At 45.2% G+C, this 16,332-nt stretch carries 17 protein-coding genes and 1 pseudogene; 16 read left to right on the top strand and 2 right to left on the bottom strand.

The genetic code is table 11. From position 1 onward, the window contains the following. Positions 1-5: 5 nt before the first annotated feature. Entirely contained in the window at positions 6-404 is a 399-nt protein-coding gene (gene hslR / locus JEZ96_RS18300; RefSeq protein WP_011790946.1) for a ribosome-associated heat shock protein Hsp15, read from the bottom strand. Between the two features lie 252 nt (positions 405-656). Here hslR and gspC point away from each other — a divergent pair, with 252 nt between their 5' ends. The 12 genes from gspC to JEZ96_RS18240 all read left to right on the top strand — a co-directional run bounded on the left by gspC (position 657) and on the right by JEZ96_RS18240 (position 12,159). Continuing rightward, positions 657-1,583: a type II secretion system protein GspC gene (gene gspC / locus JEZ96_RS18295; RefSeq protein WP_011920112.1), complete on the top strand. Its 927-nt coding sequence runs from the start codon at positions 657-659 to the stop codon at positions 1,581-1,583. Positions 1,584-1,607: 24 nt separating this feature from the next. Beyond that, positions 1,608-3,719, top strand: coding sequence for a type II secretion system secretin GspD (gspD, locus tag JEZ96_RS18290; RefSeq protein WP_025008645.1), 2,112 nt, complete (start codon positions 1,608-1,610; stop codon positions 3,717-3,719). Continuing rightward, positions 3,712-5,277 carry a type II secretion system ATPase GspE gene (gene gspE / locus JEZ96_RS18285; protein ID WP_061783254.1) on the top strand — a complete coding sequence of 522 codons (1,566 nt, stop codon included), beginning with the start codon at positions 3,712-3,714 and terminating at the stop codon, positions 5,275-5,277. The genes gspD and gspE overlap by 8 nt, the downstream gene beginning before the upstream one ends. A gap of 3 nt (positions 5,278-5,280) precedes the next feature. Next, positions 5,281-6,504 carry a type II secretion system inner membrane protein GspF gene (gene gspF, locus JEZ96_RS18280; RefSeq protein WP_011790942.1) on the top strand — a complete coding sequence of 408 codons (1,224 nt, stop codon included), beginning with the start codon at positions 5,281-5,283 and terminating at the stop codon, positions 6,502-6,504. A gap of 63 nt (positions 6,505-6,567) precedes the next feature. Next, positions 6,568-7,002 carry a type II secretion system major pseudopilin GspG gene (gspG, locus tag JEZ96_RS18275; protein ID WP_011790941.1) on the top strand — a complete coding sequence of 145 codons (435 nt, stop codon included), beginning with the start codon at positions 6,568-6,570 and terminating at the stop codon, positions 7,000-7,002. Position 7,003: 1 nt separating this feature from the next. Then, positions 7,004-7,576: a type II secretion system minor pseudopilin GspH gene (gspH, locus tag JEZ96_RS18270; RefSeq protein ID WP_011920109.1), complete on the top strand. Its 573-nt coding sequence runs from the start codon at positions 7,004-7,006 to the stop codon at positions 7,574-7,576. Beyond that, entirely contained in the window at positions 7,563-7,931 is a 369-nt protein-coding gene (gene gspI / locus JEZ96_RS18265) for a type II secretion system minor pseudopilin GspI (protein WP_011790939.1), read from the top strand. The genes gspH and gspI overlap by 14 nt, the downstream gene beginning before the upstream one ends. Continuing rightward, positions 7,912-8,670: a type II secretion system minor pseudopilin GspJ gene (gene gspJ / locus JEZ96_RS18260; protein ID WP_025008642.1), complete on the top strand. Its 759-nt coding sequence runs from the start codon at positions 7,912-7,914 to the stop codon at positions 8,668-8,670. The genes gspI and gspJ overlap by 20 nt, the downstream gene beginning before the upstream one ends. Continuing rightward, entirely contained in the window at positions 8,667-9,671 is a 1,005-nt protein-coding gene (gene gspK / locus JEZ96_RS18255; RefSeq protein ID WP_025008641.1) for a type II secretion system minor pseudopilin GspK, read from the top strand. Before gspJ ends, gspK begins: the two co-directional genes overlap by 4 nt. Before the next feature lie 50 nt (positions 9,672-9,721). Then, positions 9,722-10,909, top strand: a complete 1,188-nt coding sequence (gene gspL, locus JEZ96_RS18250) for a type II secretion system protein GspL (protein ID WP_011920107.1) — start codon at positions 9,722-9,724, stop codon at positions 10,907-10,909. Position 10,910: 1 nt separating this feature from the next. Next, the gene (locus tag JEZ96_RS18245; protein ID WP_011920106.1) at positions 10,911-11,387 is read left to right on the top strand and encodes a type II secretion system protein M; all 477 of its coding nucleotides are present in this window, start codon (positions 10,911-10,913) and stop codon (positions 11,385-11,387) included. Positions 11,388-11,397: 10 nt separating this feature from the next. Then, entirely contained in the window at positions 11,398-12,159 is a 762-nt protein-coding gene (locus JEZ96_RS18240) for a type II secretion system protein N (protein ID WP_128090223.1), read from the top strand. A gap of 34 nt (positions 12,160-12,193) precedes the next feature. Here JEZ96_RS18240 and yrfG read toward each other — a convergent pair whose 3' ends face one another. Continuing rightward, positions 12,194-12,883, bottom strand: coding sequence for a GMP/IMP nucleotidase (gene yrfG, locus JEZ96_RS18235; protein ID WP_014609711.1), 690 nt, complete (start codon positions 12,881-12,883; stop codon positions 12,194-12,196). 106 nt (positions 12,884-12,989) lie between these two features. Between yrfG and JEZ96_RS18230 the strand changes: the two genes are divergently transcribed. The 4 genes and pseudogenes from JEZ96_RS18230 to JEZ96_RS18215 all read left to right on the top strand — a co-directional run bounded on the left by JEZ96_RS18230 (position 12,990) and on the right by JEZ96_RS18215 (position 16,296). Further along, a complete protein-coding gene (locus JEZ96_RS18230; protein WP_025008639.1) occupies positions 12,990-13,577 on the top strand; it encodes an aspartyl/asparaginyl beta-hydroxylase domain-containing protein in 588 nt (195 codons plus the stop codon). 55 nt (positions 13,578-13,632) lie between these two features. Further along, positions 13,633-14,637: pseudogene (locus JEZ96_RS18225) on the top strand (phytanoyl-CoA dioxygenase family protein); the annotation flags it as partial. An 11-nt stretch (positions 14,638-14,648) separates the two neighbouring features. Next, complete coding sequence (locus tag JEZ96_RS18220) at positions 14,649-15,812, top strand: hypothetical protein (RefSeq protein ID WP_229781459.1); 1,164 nt, start codon at positions 14,649-14,651, stop codon at positions 15,810-15,812. Continuing rightward, the gene (locus tag JEZ96_RS18215) at positions 15,799-16,296 is read left to right on the top strand and encodes a GNAT family N-acetyltransferase (RefSeq protein WP_025008636.1); all 498 of its coding nucleotides are present in this window, start codon (positions 15,799-15,801) and stop codon (positions 16,294-16,296) included. The genes JEZ96_RS18220 and JEZ96_RS18215 overlap by 14 nt, the downstream gene beginning before the upstream one ends. Positions 16,297-16,332: the final 36 nt, after the last annotated feature.

Below are 16,332 nucleotides of genomic sequence, written 5' to 3'. Positions count from 1 at the left end.
CACTATTAGAATTCTTTAAAGCGAATGAGCTGACGTCGTTGCTTTTTATCTGGTTTATGGTCTGGCGCAGGATTATTGAGTATGTTCAATCGCCTGGCTTCTGCGTTTACTGCGCGTTTTGCCACACTGTTAGCTGTTTCTTCGTACAATTCTTGTGCGATTGATGCACTTTGGCGCAATTCGGATAATTTTTTTATCACGATCTCTTTATCGTCATATCCCTGACGTATCTTAAGGACGGCACCTATCTCTGCATTCTTACTAGATTTGGTGCGCGCACCGTTGTAATGTACTTTGCCGCCATTGATCATTTCCTTGGCGATGGCGCGGGTTTTAAAGAAACGTGCGGCCCACAGCCATTTGTCGAGCCGAACGCTGGTATTGTCGCCAAAACTTTGCGTCATAGTGTCTCCAAGGCAAAAGATCGATGAGTTCACATGTTGAACAATAAAATGCGAGAGCTGCATTTCTATTATGTTAAAGGGTGGCGCGCTTCACACCCTTTTTAGGCGGGCAAAGTTAGCATAAATGGGCGATTTTCGCCAATGACAATACTGTTATGGGGTTGTTGCCAAATGCGGCCTAGGTTAGCATGTGGCTGGCATCATCAATTTATATAATCAGAACAGAGACCTGTATCGAGGGTCCACATAAATATGGATTTATTAGATAAAGTTATCGCAAAAGCTGCCAGCATTCCTCATAAGCCCTTAAGTCAGGTTACGTTCTGGTTTGGGTTTATTGTCAGTTTGTTATTAGCGGCACAAATTACTTGGAAGCTCGTACCTACTCGCTCATCACCCAGTGCGTGGTCACCGACGGCCACCACGGTAGGCAGTGGTGCGGGCCAAATCGACCTTACGGGTTTACAGCAACTTGGACTGTTTGGTAAAGCTGACGCTCAGTCCGAAAGACCTAAGGTTGAAGTGGTAGAAGCCATCACCGATGCCCCTAAAACAAGCCTATCTATCCTATTGACGGGGGTGGTTGCTTCAACGGCAGATCAAAAAGGGCTCGCGATTATTGAGTCCAGTGGCATTCAAGAAACCTACAGCCTTGGGGACAAGATTAAAGGCACTTCTGCTTCACTCAAGGAAGTGTATGCCGACCGTATCATCATCACTAACGCGGGGCGTTACGAAACATTAATGCTTGACGGGCTAGTGTATACAAGCCAAAGCGCAGTTAATCAGCAGTTACAGCAAGCCAAAACAAGCAAAGTAGAGCAAACTGTCAGCCGTGTTGATCAACGCCAAAATGCTGAAATCTCCCAAGAACTGGCCGAGTCGCGTAATGAGTTATTAGCCGACCCCAGCAAAATCACCGATTACATTGCCATCTCACCCGTAAGACAAGGGGACGCGGTTGTGGGTTATCGTCTAAATCCCGGTAAAGATGTCAATTTGTTTAGGCAGGCAGGGTTTAAAGCGAATGACTTAGCGAAATCGATAAATGGGTACGACCTGACTGTGATGACTCAGGCGTTAGAAATGATGAGCCAATTACCTGAATTAACTGAAGTTTCCATTATGGTTGAGCGGGAAGGGCAGTTGGTTGAAATCATGTTTAGTTTGCCGCAATAACACGCGTTAGAGGAAAGTAAAATAATGAATAATAAAAGGATTCGACGCAAACTGATTGCTGGAGTTGTGGCGGGCGCTGCCATGTTTACCTCCCAATTTGTTTGGTCAGAACAGTATGCGGCCAACTTCAAGGGCACTGATATTCAAGAGTTTATCAACATTGTTGGTAAAAATTTGAATAAGACCATCATTGTTGACCCAACGATCCGTGGCAAAATTAACGTACGCAGTTATGACCTGCTGAATGACGAACAGTATTACCAGTTCTTCCTTAACGTGTTGCAAGTTTATGGTTATGCTATTGTCGAGATGGAAAATGGCGTGATTAAGGTTGTTAAAGACAAAAGCGCCCAGACGGGGGCAATCCGTGTCGCGAACGATAATGATCCCGGCATTGGCGATGAAATGGTTACCCGTATTGTGGCCTTGTATAACACTGAGGCTAAGCAACTCGCTCCCCTGTTACGCCAGCTAAATGATAACGCTGGTGGTGGCAACGTCGTCAACTACGATCCTTCCAACGTACTTATGCTGACGGGCCGAGCCTCTGTGGTTAACAAGCTGGTGGAAATTATCCGCCGTGTTGATAAACAAGGGGATACATCGGTACAAGTGGTGCCGCTAGAGTACGCATCAGCGGGTGAAATGGTGCGAATTATCGATACCCTTTACCGTGCAAGCGCAAACCAAGCGCAGTTACCCGGTCAAGCACCCAAAGTGGTGGCCGATGAGCGTATTAACGCTGTCATCGTTAGTGGTGATGAAAAGAGCCGTCAGCGGGTGGTTGAGCTCATTCATCGTCTCGATGCGGAGCAAGCCAGCACAGGAAACACTAAGGTACGTTATTTACGCTACGCCAAAGCGGAAGATTTGGTTGAAGTGTTAACGGGTTTTGCCCAAAAACTGGAAAGTGAAAAAGATCCAAGTGCGCAGGCGGGTGCGAAACGTCGTAATGAAATCAACATTATGGCTCACACAGATACAAACGCTTTAGTGATCAGCGCCGAGCCGGATCAAATGCGTACTATTGAGAGCGTGATTAACCAGCTCGATATTCGCCGTGCTCAAGTATTGGTCGAAGCCATTATCGTCGAAGTTGCTGAGGGCGATAATGTCGGTTTTGGCGTGCAATGGGCTGCTAAAGCAGGTGGTGGTACTCAGTTTAATAACTTAGGCCCAACCATAGGTGAGATTGGCGCAGGGATTTGGCAAGCACAGGATAAAGAAGGTACTTATATTACGAACCCCAGCACGGGTGAGGTTATAGGTAAAAACCCTGACACTCAAGGTGATGTCACCTTACTTGCCCAAGCTTTAGGTAAGGTCAATGGTATGGCTTGGGGTGTGGCCATGGGGGACTTTGGTGCCTTAATTCAAGCCGTGTCGAGTGATACTAATTCTAACGTATTGGCAACACCTTCGATTACCACCTTAGATAACCAAGAAGCCTCATTCATCGTGGGTGATGAAGTGCCTATTTTGACAGGGTCTACCGCCAGTTCAAATAACAGCAACCCATTCCAAACCGTTGAACGTAAAGAGGTTGGGGTTAAGTTGAAAGTGGTGCCACAAATCAACGAGGGCAATGCGGTTAAGCTGGCGATTGAACAAGAAGTGTCAGGCGTTAACGGTAACACGGGGGTGGATATTTCCTTTGCGACTCGCCGTCTAACCACCACTGTTATGGCTGACTCTGGGCAAATTGTGGTACTCGGGGGGTTGATTAACGAAGAAGTGCAGGAAAGTGTGCAAAAAGTACCTTTCCTTGGTGATATACCCGTGCTTGGGCATTTATTCAAATCTTCCTCCAGTAAAAAGACGAAGAAAAACCTGATGATCTTTATCAAGCCAACCATTATTCGTGATGGTATGACAATGGAAGGGATTGCTGGGCGTAAATACAACTATTTCAGAGCGTTACAACTTGAGCAACAAAAGCGTGGCGTTAACTTAATGCCGGATACTCAAGTCCCTGTATTGGATGAATGGAATCAATCTGAGTATCTACCGCCGGAAGTGAACGATATTTTAGAGCGTTACAAAGATGGCAGAGGCCTAGACACCCAGATGCGTAAAACGGATTCAACGCTCAAAACGCTGGATGAAAACAAAAATAAAGATAAAACCAATGAGTGAAATTCAATTATCCCAAGTCGATGACTTAAGCCTAGCGTCTAATGAACTAGGCTTAGATACCGAAGGTGATGAGGTCTTTCGCTCCAATAGCAAAGAGCGTTTACCCTTTGCCTTTGCCCACCGTCACGAGGTGATTTTGGCCTATGGTGATACAGACGAATTAAGTCTGTTCCATACCGCTAAAACACCACTTGCCGCCATGCTTGAAGCACGGCGTTATTCGGGAGTTGATTTGCCCTTAGTGCAACTTGAGGCGGGTAGATTTGAGGCCAAATTGACTCAGGTCTATCAGGCTAATTCCTCCGAGGCGCAGCAACTGATGGAAGATATTGGCAACGAGATGGATTTATTCACTCTTGCTGAAGAGTTACCTCAGACCGAAGATTTGCTTGAAGGTGATGATGACGCGCCTATCATCAAACTAATTAATGCTTTGTTATCCGAAGCGATTAAAGAAGAAGCCTCAGATATTCATATCGAAACCTATGAGAAGCAGTTAATCGTACGTTTTCGTGTTGATGGTGTGCTTAAAGAAGTGCTTAAACCCAACCGTAAACTGTCGTCACTGTTAGTGTCGCGGATTAAGGTGATGGCGCGCCTCGATATTGCTGAAAAGCGTGTACCACAAGATGGCCGTATCTCATTGCGTATTGCGGGACGTGCCGTTGATGTACGGGTGTCGACCATGCCATCGAGCCATGGTGAGCGTGTCGTGCTGCGTTTACTTGATAAAAATGCGGGTAATCTTGATTTAAAACAACTGGGGATGACAGACGGTATTCGCGTTAAATTTGAAGAACTTATCCGTCGTCCACACGGTATTATCTTAGTGACGGGTCCTACTGGTTCAGGTAAAAGTACCACGCTGTACGCAGGTTTAACTGAGATTAACTCCAAAGACACCAACATTCTCACTGTTGAAGATCCTATCGAATATGAGTTAGAAGGCATAGGCCAGACCCAAGTTAACACTAAGGCTGATATGACTTTTGCCCGTGGTCTAAGGGCGATTTTACGTCAAGATCCAGACGTGGTGATGATTGGTGAGATCCGCGATCTCGAAACCGCCCAAATTGCGGTACAGGCGTCACTCACGGGTCATATGGTGATTTCAACCCTGCATACTAACACCGCCTCTGGCGCTATTACCCGTTTGCAAGATATGGGTGTCGAGCCTTTCCTCGTCTCATCGAGTTTACTTGGTGTGTTAGCTCAGCGTTTGATCCGAACTCTGTGCCCTAAATGTAAGATTGAGCATGTTCCCGATGAACGTGAACATGAATTACTGGGCATTGCCGCAGATGATAACCGACACATCTTCCGTGCCAATGGCTGTAAGGCTTGTGGCGAAAGCGGTTATCGCGGTCGTACGGGGATCCACGAACTACTGCTGGTGGATGATAATGTGCGCGAGCTTATCCATGGTGGTCGAGGTGAGTTGGCGATTGAAAAATACATTCGCCAGTTCGTACCCAGTATTCGCCATGATGGCATGAGTAAGGTGCTCATGGGCATCACTACACTTGAAGAAGTGCTAAGGGTGACCCGCGAGGAGTAAGCAATGCCAGCATTTGAATATAAAGCACTGGATGCCAAGGGTAAGCAGCTTAAAGGCGTGATAGAGGCCGATACCGCCAGACATGCCCGTAGCCAACTGCGGGAACAGCGTATGATGCCGCTGGAAATTCTTCCCGTTACCGAAAAAGAAGCCAAAGCCAAAAGCAGTGGGTTTTCTGTTTTCAAACGTGGGATTTCAGTCGCTGAACTTGCCCTTATTACTCGCCAAATCGCGACGTTAGTGGCGGCGGGGTTACCTATTGAAGAATCCCTTAAAGCCGTCGGTCAACAATGCGAGAAGGATCGTCTCGCGAGTATGATTATGGCGGTGCGTTCACGGGTCGTCGAAGGTTATAGCTTTGCCGACTCCCTTGCTGAGTTTCCGCATATTTTCGATGACTTATACCGCGCTATGGTGGCCTCGGGGGAAAAGTCAGGGCACCTAGAAGTGGTCTTAAATCGTCTTGCCGATTACACCGAGCGCCGCCAACAGCTTAAGTCAAAACTGCAACAGGCAATGATTTATCCGATAGTGCTGACTGTGGTCGCGATTGGTGTGATTTCAGTATTGCTCGCGGCTGTGGTACCTAAGGTTGTTGGTCAATTTGAACATATGGGCGCAGAGTTACCCGCTACCACTCGTTTTTTGATCTCAGCGTCTGATTTTGTCCAAAACTACGGCCTCTTTGTGGTGTTGGCGATAGTATTGTTGGCAGTCGTGTTTCAACGGATGCTTAAGTCGCCAGCATTTAGAATGAAGTACGATAGTTTTTTACTGAAAATGCCCGTGATTGGTCGTGTCAGTAAAGGCCTTAATACGGCGCGTTTTGCGCGTACCTTAAGTATTCTTTCTGCCAGTTCTGTCCCCTTGCTTGATGGTATGCGTATTGCGAGCGAAGTACTGCAAAATATGCGAGTACGTGCCGCCGTTGATGATGCAACAGCACGTGTGCGAGAGGGAACCAGCCTTGGTGCTGCGTTGACTAACACTAAGCTGTTTCCGGCAATGATGTTATATATGATTGCCTCGGGCGAGAAAAGTGGTCAGCTCGAACAGATGCTAGAACGGGCTGCGGATAACCAAGATAGGGAGTTTGAAGGTAACGTCAATATTGCCCTTGGCGTATTTGAACCTATGTTGGTGGTGAGTATGGCGGGTATTGTGCTCTTTATCGTTATGGCGATTTTGCAGCCGATATTAGCATTGAACAACTTGATTAGTAGCTGATTGTTGAATTTATGGATTTATAGCCAAGCCAATTGGCGTAGGTTTTTTTAGGAGAAGTAGTTGATGCAAATAAACAACAGACAAAAAGGTTTTACCTTACTCGAAGTGATGGTAGTGATTGTTATTCTTGGTATTTTGGCCTCTATGGTCGTGCCTAACTTAATGGGTAACAAAGATAAAGCCGACCAACAAAAAGCCGTATCAGACATAGTGGCGCTCGAGAATGCGCTAGACATGTATAAGCTAGATAATGGCGTTTATCCAACGACTGAACAGGGTTTAGAAGCCTTAGTGCAAAAGCCAACCATTTCACCAGAGCCGCGCAATTATCGTGAAGAAGGCTATGTCAAACGCTTACCGCAGGATCCATGGCGTAATAATTACTTACTGTTAAGCCCAGGCGAAAACAGCAAGCTCGATATTTTCAGCGCAGGCCCAGATGGTCAACCAGGTACCGAAGATGATATCGGTAACTGGAATTTACAGAATTTCCAATAAAATGCTAAAGCTGCGCCAAACTGGTTTCACCTTAATGGAGGTGATGCTGGTGATTTTGCTGATGGGACTCACCGCTGCTGCTGTGACTATGTCTATTGGTAACTCGGGGCCACAGCAGGCCCTTGAAAGAACGGCGCAGCAGTTTATGGCCGCGACAGAATTAGTGCTCGATGAAACGGTTTTAAGCGGTCAATTTATTGGTATTGTGATTGAAAAAACCAGTTATCAGTTTGTTTTTTATAAAGATGGTAAATGGAATCCTCTGGAAAAAGACAGAATGCTGTCTGAAAAACAGATGGAGACTGGGGTGTCGTTAAACTTGGTGCTCGATGGTTTACCTTTAGTACAAGAAGATGAAGAGGAAAAATCTTGGTTTGATGAGCCATTTATTGAAGCTAAAACCGAGGATAAAAAGAAACATCCAGAGCCTCAGATCATGTTATTCCCCAGTGGTGAAATGAGTGCTTTTGAACTGAGTTTTATCGCAAAAACCGATAAGGGACAGATTGATGTACTGGTGGTGGGTGATGCGCTTGGGCGTTTAACTCTAGGACGGCCAGATGAAATACGTTAAGGGCATGACCTTGCTTGAAGTGATTGTTGCGCTGGCGGTATTTTCTGTTGCGGCGGTTTCAATTACCAAAAGTTTGGGTGAACAAATGGCAAATATGCCCATTCTGGAGTCGCGTACTCTGGCGCAATGGGTTGCTGACAATCAGATGGTCGATGTCAGGCTTGAACCTCAGTTTCCTGAATTAGGTAAAAAAGAAGGCCGAGTTGAACTGGCAGGAAAGGACTGGTATTGGCGCCGAGAAGTTGTAAAAACGACGGATGATAATTTTAGAATGATCCGCATCAGCGTCAGTGAAGATGAGCGTTATCAGCGTATTGCAGCACAAGTGAGCAGTTATGTCCTTAAAACTAACTAAAGCTCACACAGGCTTTACGTTGCTTGAAATGTTAATCGCTATTGCGATTTTTGCCATGATAGGTGTAGCGGCCAATGCTGTGTTAAGTACGGTATTGACCAACGATGAAGTGACTAAAAACTTTTCGACTCGCCTAAAGGCATTGCAGCAAGGCTTTGGTGCGATTGAGCGTGATTTAAACCAAATGGTCGCGAGAACACCAAGGTTACTCGAGGGTGGACGTGGTACTACGGTATTCCAAACGGGTAATGAGCTTTTAGACTCAGAATCTGAGGCACTCGTCTTTTACCGTTTGGGTTGGTTAAATCCCGATGGCTTATTACCAAGAGGCAGCTTGCAGTCCGTCGCCTATGTGGTGCAAGAAGGGCGATTGGAACGCTGGTATTTTCCCTACCCAGAGCCTGAGTTTGGTGCTGAGCCGATTAAGACTGTGATCATCGATAACGTGTTGTCGGTAGAATATTCCTTTTTTATGGAAGATAAATGGGAGCGAAAAGTCGAAGCGACTAAGCTGCCTAAAGCCATCGCGATGGAAGTGGATATTGAAGGTTTAGGTAAAATTCAGCGTAAGTTCTTGTTGCCATTAGGGGCCTTGGCACCTGAAAAGTCTAATGACGATGACAACAAAGATAAGGATGATCCAAAAGACGACAATAAAGAGAATGAAGATACTGGTAGCGGTGATGGCTCTGGCGAAGTGGATCCTAATGACGATCCCGAAGACGAGGGTCGAGAATGAAAAACCGTATTCAGCTTCACTCTAAACAGCGCGGTGTCGCATTGATTGTTGTGCTTTTGATTGTGGCACTGGTGGTGATTATTGCCACGAATATTACCAGTCGTAATCAGTTATCAATGCGCCGAACATTGAACTTAGCCCAGTACGACCAAGCCTATTGGTATACGATTTCGGCAGAAGAGTTGGCGAAAAAAATTCTAAAACAAGATTTAGAGGATTCCGAAGGAAAGGTGCATCGGCAGCAGTATTGGGCCATGAGTGATGTAGTATTCCCGGCGGAATATGGTGAAATTGCTGGCAAGATCACCGATATGCGTTCCTGCTTTAATTTAAATGCTTTGTCTGCCACAACGAAAGAAGTCGAAAATGGGCAACCTAAGTTACCCTTGGCGGCAAGACAATATAAAGCGTTGTTAGTGAGTTTGGGGATGGATGATTTTTCGGCGGATCGTCTGACACAAACCCTAAAAGATTATATCGATGAAGATACAACAACCAGCCCCTTTGGCGCCGAAGATGCAGAGTATGAAGCGCGAAATGTGTCGTATCGTGCCGCAAATACCCTGATGAATCACCGTAGTGAATTGCGGGCAGTAATGGGATATACCCAAGATATTTATTTGAAATTATTACCCTATATTTGTGTTATTCCGGGAAATGATAGGCAATTGCTCAATGTAAACACCTTAGAGGTGGAGCAAGCTGCATTGCTTGCGGCCATGGTTGAGGGGCAAATTTCAGTTGGTGAGGCAGAGAGTGTCATTAATCAACGCCCTAGCGATGGTTTTGCCAAAATAGATGATTTTTATGAAACCTCTTCCATGCGGTCGATCAAATGGGAGGATGCAATGAAGTCGAGTTTTGTTATCGACAGTCAGTATTTCCTTCTCGCCTCCGGCGCTAAGGTCGACAATGCCATCTTTAGGATGGAGAGTGTGCTCAGAAAAGGCAGCGGTAACAAAATGGAAGTGCTCACCCGTCAGTTTGGTGGACAAAAATAATAGCAATCAAGCTCAATTCTTTTTTAGGTTGAAGCTGGTGGAGAAAAACTGTGAGTGAACGGCTATTTATTCGCTTAGGCAGAAACACGGAGCAGGCTTGCTCTTGGTTGGTATGGTCTGAGCAAGAACAAGAAATTATCGCCTCTGGCGAACTTGCAAATGCTCAAGGTTTAGCGACCCTAACTGAACGTGCGGGTAATCGTCCTATTGATGTGCTTGTGCCCGCATCAGCAATGACCCTAACCAGTGTTAATTTGCCTGAAAAAGGCCAACGTCAAGCCTTGAAAGCACTGCCTTTTATGTTAGAGGAAATGCTAGCAGATGATGTTGACGCTATGCATTTTACCGTTGGACCACGTAATGGTGATGCCTTAAGTGTGGTCGCCGTTGCCCATGAACAAATGCAAACTTGGCTGAATTGTTTAACAGAGGCAGGGTTAAAAGTTAAACGTATCGTTCCCGACTGTTTGGCTTTGCCATTGCAGGAATGCCAATGGGCAGCGATGCGTTTTGGCAACGAATTACTGCTAAGAACAGGCTCTGGTACAGGCCAAAGTTTGCCACTTTCTTGGCTGCCACTTGCGATGAAACAACTGGTCACTAAGGATGAAGATATTTCAGTAGCCAGTTATACCGATTTCGAGCTTGAAGGTGTTGAGCTTAAACAGCAACCTTTAGATTTACCAATGTTGGTGCTTGCCCGTGGTATTTTAAATGCGCCTGTTAACTTACTCAGTGGTGTTTATACGCCTAAGCGCGAATACAGTAAGTACTTAATGTTATGGAAAAATGCCCTCATTATACTCGGGGTCGCCTGTGTGCTTGCCCTTGTGAATAAGGGGCTGACGATCCATCAAGTCAATAGTCAGATTGCCGATCTGAAAGCGCAGAGCGAGTCGATTTACCAACAGGTTGTGCCGGGTAATACTCGGATTGTGAATCTACGTTCGCAAATGGAAAGTCAGTTACGAGCCTTGCAGGGGCAGGGGAGTGGCGCCGAGTTTTTTGCAATGTTGGCTGGTTTACAGGATGCCTTTAAGCAAGTCCCTGAGCTTAAACCCAATACGTTAAGATTTGAAAGTGCTCGTAACGAGATCCGTATGCAAGTTACCGCTAAAAATTACGCACAGATTGAGAAATTTAAAGAAATTGTTGGACGTCGTTTCCAACTCGATGGTGGCACGATGAATAGCGCTGAAGATCAAGTGACTAGCACCTTAACCTTGAGGAGCAAATAAGATGAATAATTTGCGAACTTGGTGGCAGGGGCTGGCGTTACGCGAGCAACAGTTAGTGGGTTTTTGTGCCGTATTCTTGGTGATAGGAGTGTTCTATTGGGGTATTTGGACACCGATTGCGAATGCTGAAGCCGATGCATTACGTAACCTCACTGCCCAGCAACAAACTTTGAACTATGTAAAGCAAACGGCAAATAAAATTGCTGGACTGAAGCAAAGCGGTGCTAAACCTGCAATGTCTGACAGTTTAAGCTCAGTGGTTAACCAAACAGCGGGTAGCTATGGCTTAGTGATCACGCGCATGCAACCCCAAGGTGATAAGATCCAAGTGTGGATGGACGATGTGCCTTTTGATGCTTTATTAGGTTATTTGAGTGAGTTGGTTCAGAAAAAAGGTTTATCCCTCGAAAGTGTTGATTTGGCTGAGGCTGGTACGCCAGGCTATGTCAAAGTAAGACGTATCCAATTAGCGCAATAGAGGTGTCGTTGTGAGCTTGATAAAAAAAGTCATCATAGGTGTACTGATTTATTTAGTATTTTTAGTCGTTCTATTTCCCGCTAAGATTGCGATAGCATTAGCGCCATTACCTGCGAACATCAGTATTTCGGGGGTGAATGGCAGTATTTGGTCTGGCAGTATTGAAACCTTAAGTGTGCCGCAACGCCAACTTGAGCAAATACGCTGGGAGCTGAGTCCTTGGGCGTTATTTTTAGGAAAAGTTAAGGTTGATTTTCAGATAGGTAGTCGCGCGACGCCAGTCAATTCTAAAGGGCTGGTCACTTGGTCTTTAGGTGGCTTAAGTGCCAAAGGATTACGTTTTGAGGCGCCAGACAGTTTTCTTATTGGTAATGCTAAGTTGCCGTTTAGAACTGAAATAACGGGTGAAGTCAGCCTATTAGTCGAAACGCTTGAGCAGGGTAAGCCTTGGTGTGAGCAGTTATCAGGCAAACTGTTTCTAAATCAAACCCATGTGAAAAACCAGTTTGGTGAATATCCATTAGGCAATATTGAGCTAGGGTTAAGCTGCGTTGATGGTAAAGCTCAGTTAATGACCGATGAAACTAAAAATCAGTTGGGCATTGTGGGCGCTTTGCAATTAGTGGAGGACAACATGGTGAGTGTTACCGCTAAAATTAAAGAAACCGCTGAGCAGCCTAAGGATATGCGTGAATCATTGGGAATACTGGGTAAACGTGGTACTGACGGTTATTTCCCTGTGGTGTATCAGGGGCGTATTCCGGGGCTGTAGTTACAGTATTCGGCTTAAAGAGGATAAAGGCACCTTAGGTGCCTTTGTTTTTATTATCTTTTTGTTGTTTTAAATCATCAAGTAATAAGTGATAGTCAGTAATAGCTGGGAAGTCGTGAAAGATTTTTAGCGGTTTTTGGCTATCGGGATTGGCTATCCCCAGTTGATGACCCACGCCTGCTAACCTTGCTGCATTGAGTATCGGCTCACTGTCATCGATAAAGAGGCAACGGCTCGGGTCGAGAACAAATTTTTCAAACAAGGTTTGCCAAAATTGTGGATGTTCCTTGGGATAACCTGTTTCGTGGCTTGAAATCATCCCATCTAGCCCTGAGCCAAGTTCTGTATGCTCAAGCTTTAAAGCAAGACTCTTGGGGTGCGCATTGGTAACAAGAATACGTTTTTTACCCGCAGAGGCTAAGGCATCTAAAAAGGGCATACTATCTTGGCGTAGTTGAATGCGATCCACCAAAGTACGATGCAAGCCCATAATGTCGAGCTGAAGTGTTGCTTGCCAATAATCGAGGCAATACCAATCGAGTGTTCCTGCCACTTTTCCATAGGCACTCACGACTAATTGTTGCGCGTCATCCGTGCTAATACCTCGCTGCTGACTCAATTCCTGTGGTACTAAACTCAGCCAGAAATGATTATCAAAGTGTAAATCTAATAATGTGCCATCCATGTCGAGTAGCACTGTGTCTATAGTGTTCCAGTTAAGCATGGGATATTCCATTTGTTTCAAATCATGGGTTAAAGTGTTGCTGACTTGTATGATTGTGACGTTGTGCTAGGCTTGGTTGATTGACCTAAAAACACAGCCGTTAGATATGGATATCGACTCTTTTGCTTTGCTTGCTCATATTTCAAATACCCACCAGATACTAGTAGAACTTAATGCATTGTTGCAACAAGACTGGTTGCCCCATGTTAATCAACGTGATTATCAGGGCGGTTGGGATGTTCTTGTCCTGCGCTGTGCCGCTGAGTATCAAGGGGCCCATCCTATCTTGCAAGCCTTCTCTATATCATCGGCCGAAGATTGGCGTAATTTGCCTTGTCTTGAGTCTAGTCCTGCGCTCTTAAGCTTTATTCAGTCCTTAGGTTCTCCTGTTAAATCAGTACGTTTGATGCGTTTGCATGCTGGGGCTGAAATTAAACCCCATAGCGATAAAGGGCTTTCTCTTGAGTATGGCGAGGCGAGATTGCACTTGCCGCTGCAAACGAATGCACAGTTAAATTTTTATGTGGATGATAAGCGCGTTCCAATGCAGGCGGGAGAGCTTTGGTATATCAATGCCGATCAAGTTCATTGGGTTGAAAATAAAGGGCAGGAAGCACGCATCAATTTAGTGATTGATTGCGAAGTGAATACTTGGCTAAAGGATTTAGTGAATGCAGCAGAAATTAGAGTGTGAAGCAGGATCATCTTTAAGTGTGGAAGCGTTAGCCACATTTGCTAACACCCTGTTGCAGAAATCCGTTTTAGTCTCGAGTGAGGATTTAGGAGGCGGTGGTATTTATCATTTACTGCGCCTATGGCAAAAAGTGCAGTTACAGAAAGGCGGCGAGTCTCTCCCTCAACTTGCCCATGAATGGCTTTTGGATAAAGCCTTGCTGGATCTCAGTGGTATTGGTCTAGAGCCGGGGCTAAAGGCCCTATACCAGAATGACGATCTACAGACATTTATCAAGCTGATACTGCAGACCACTAAGCTCACGGCGGAAGATATTGGCGTTATAAATCAACGCCTGCGAGATCTATCTTTAGGTATTGCGCGAACGGTTACGCCTGGGGTCTTACCCCCTAATATAGTGTTAAGCGATGCCCAACTCGACTTTTGGCTCCGCGAAGGTTACTTAGTGATCCCGCAAGTGTTATCGGTAGAGCAATGCGCTGCGACTCGCGCCTTAATTTGGCAGCAGTTAGGGGCAAATGAAAAAGAACCCCAAACTTGGTATCAATCCCATGCATTGATGCAAAAAATTATGCTGCAACTGTTTCGCCATCCGCAACTGGACGCGAATCGACAAGCACCCAAAATCCGTCAAGTGTTTGAACAGCTTTGGCAGCGAACCGATCTGGTGATGACAACCGATAGAGTCAGCTTCAATCCTCCAGAAACACCAACATGGCATTTCCCAGGGCCTGATATGCACTGGGATATGCCGCTGCAATTACCCATAGTGTTTGCAACTCAAGGATTAATTTATTTAACCGATACCAGTGCGGAGCAAGGTGCGTTCTGTTGTGTCCCTGGATTTCATCTCAAAATAGAAAACTGGCTCCTTGAGCAGAACAAAACGGATATAGAGCTTCAGCAGCAGGATTGGCATGAATGGCCAGTTAAATCGATAGCAGCCAAAGCGGGCGATCTCATCATTTGGCACCATGCTTTGCCCCACGGAGCGAGTCCTAATCGGGGTAAATTACCCCGTATGGTGCAATACATTAACTTTTACCCTGTGGCTTCCTGATGGTTAATGATATGCAAGAGAGACAAAACCGTTATTGGCAGTTATTACATCAGCCTGACCGACTTTTGTTACTGCATCAAGCAAGCAGTGTTGAGCAATTTGTCACCTTAATGGGAGATTGGCTGGCTTGGCCTGAGCTTACTTTAGATCAAATGCTGGATTTTGTTCATATGCAGCGGTGGGAGGATTTTACACCAAAATTAGCACTATTTAGCCAAGCGTGGCTTCCCTATCGCTATTGCTCCCAAAGCAAAGAGGTGTATTGGATCCCTGCATTTAATCAATTATCTAAGCCCTTTCTTGAGGATGATATTAGCGATATTCGTCTTGGTTTATTGGCGATTTTTATCCAACCTAAAACATTACTCAAATCTCTTTTAACACAGTGTGACTCTGTGCCCGAGCTCCATCCTTGCCTCATGATCTTCCATTGGTCGCGTTGTGGTTCAACTTTAGTTTCAAGTAGTTTTTCTAAACTAAATGATTGCCTTGTAATTTCTGAATCTATGCTATGCAGCGATATTATGCGCGATGACTTTTGGTCACAGGAAGTAAAGGTAAAGCTGGTTGATTTATGTTTAAGGCTGCAAGGGCGATTTAGGCATGGTGAGCGGCATTTAGTGGTGAAATGGAATGCTTGGGATTTGGCTTACTGGCCGATGCTTTTAGCACTTTACCCGCAGAGCCGCGTGCTATGCCTGATACGTAATCCTAAGGATATTTTGGCTTCTCACCAACGTCTTGCGGGTCGTCATATGGTTGAAGGGCAAGGTTTACTTTCAACTGAGTGGCATATACAGCAGATAGAAACTGTGAGTACAACCTTTAGCTTAAATAAATTTCGTATCAGTGTATTACAGCATCTAGCGCAATTAACCCATGCCTTACTGAACTCAAATCGAGCGATTTTGTTAGATTATCAACAAGTAAAGGATTTTCATCCCACAACATTCTCTACCATCTTAGGCAGGCCATTATCTATGGATGAAATAGAGTGCTGGCAAGATCATTGGTGTTTTGATGCAAAACAGCAGGGGCAAGTATTTACGCCTGCTGTATCAAATGAACCAGTCCCTCTTCGTGAATTGCAAAGCCCATCGTGGCAGCAATTATTTATGACTTATAACCAACTGTTGCAGCGTTTATATTGGGATAAAAAGCATGATGCTAGATGAGTTCAATTCACTAATTGGCTTAAGTGCTAAAGCCGCTAATGCAAACGACAACCCATTTATGGCACAGCTTTTTTACTCTACAAAACCTTTTTTTTATGAACTGGGTTTACCCCGTGAAGTGGTTGACACTATGTTGGCGCAGCAATATCAACTGCAGCAAGCCTCTTATCGGGAACAATATCCAAATGCGAACACTTATATCTTGTTTTATCACCAGCAAGCCGTCGGGAAAGTGATGCTCGATACCAGTGAGCATAGAGTCCATATTATTGATTTGATTGTGATAAATAGCATGAGGGGACAGGGTTTTGGCTCGGCCATTTTAGCGTTCATTAAGCAAGAGGCGGCAATACGTAATTTACCCGTTGGTTTATCCGTGGAGAAGGAAAATGCGCGAGCTAAAAAGCTTTATCTACAACATGGATTTAAGCTTGAAAGTTGTTCTGACACCCACGAGTTGATGTTATGGGGTGAAGTGACGTGAAAGCATTTACCTTGATTTTTTGGGGGCTCGATTGTG

This window comes from Shewanella putrefaciens (genome assembly GCF_016406325.1).
Classification (GTDB): Bacteria; Pseudomonadota; Gammaproteobacteria; order Enterobacterales; family Shewanellaceae; genus Shewanella; species Shewanella putrefaciens.
This window is presented reverse-complemented; position numbering and strand designations above follow the sequence as displayed.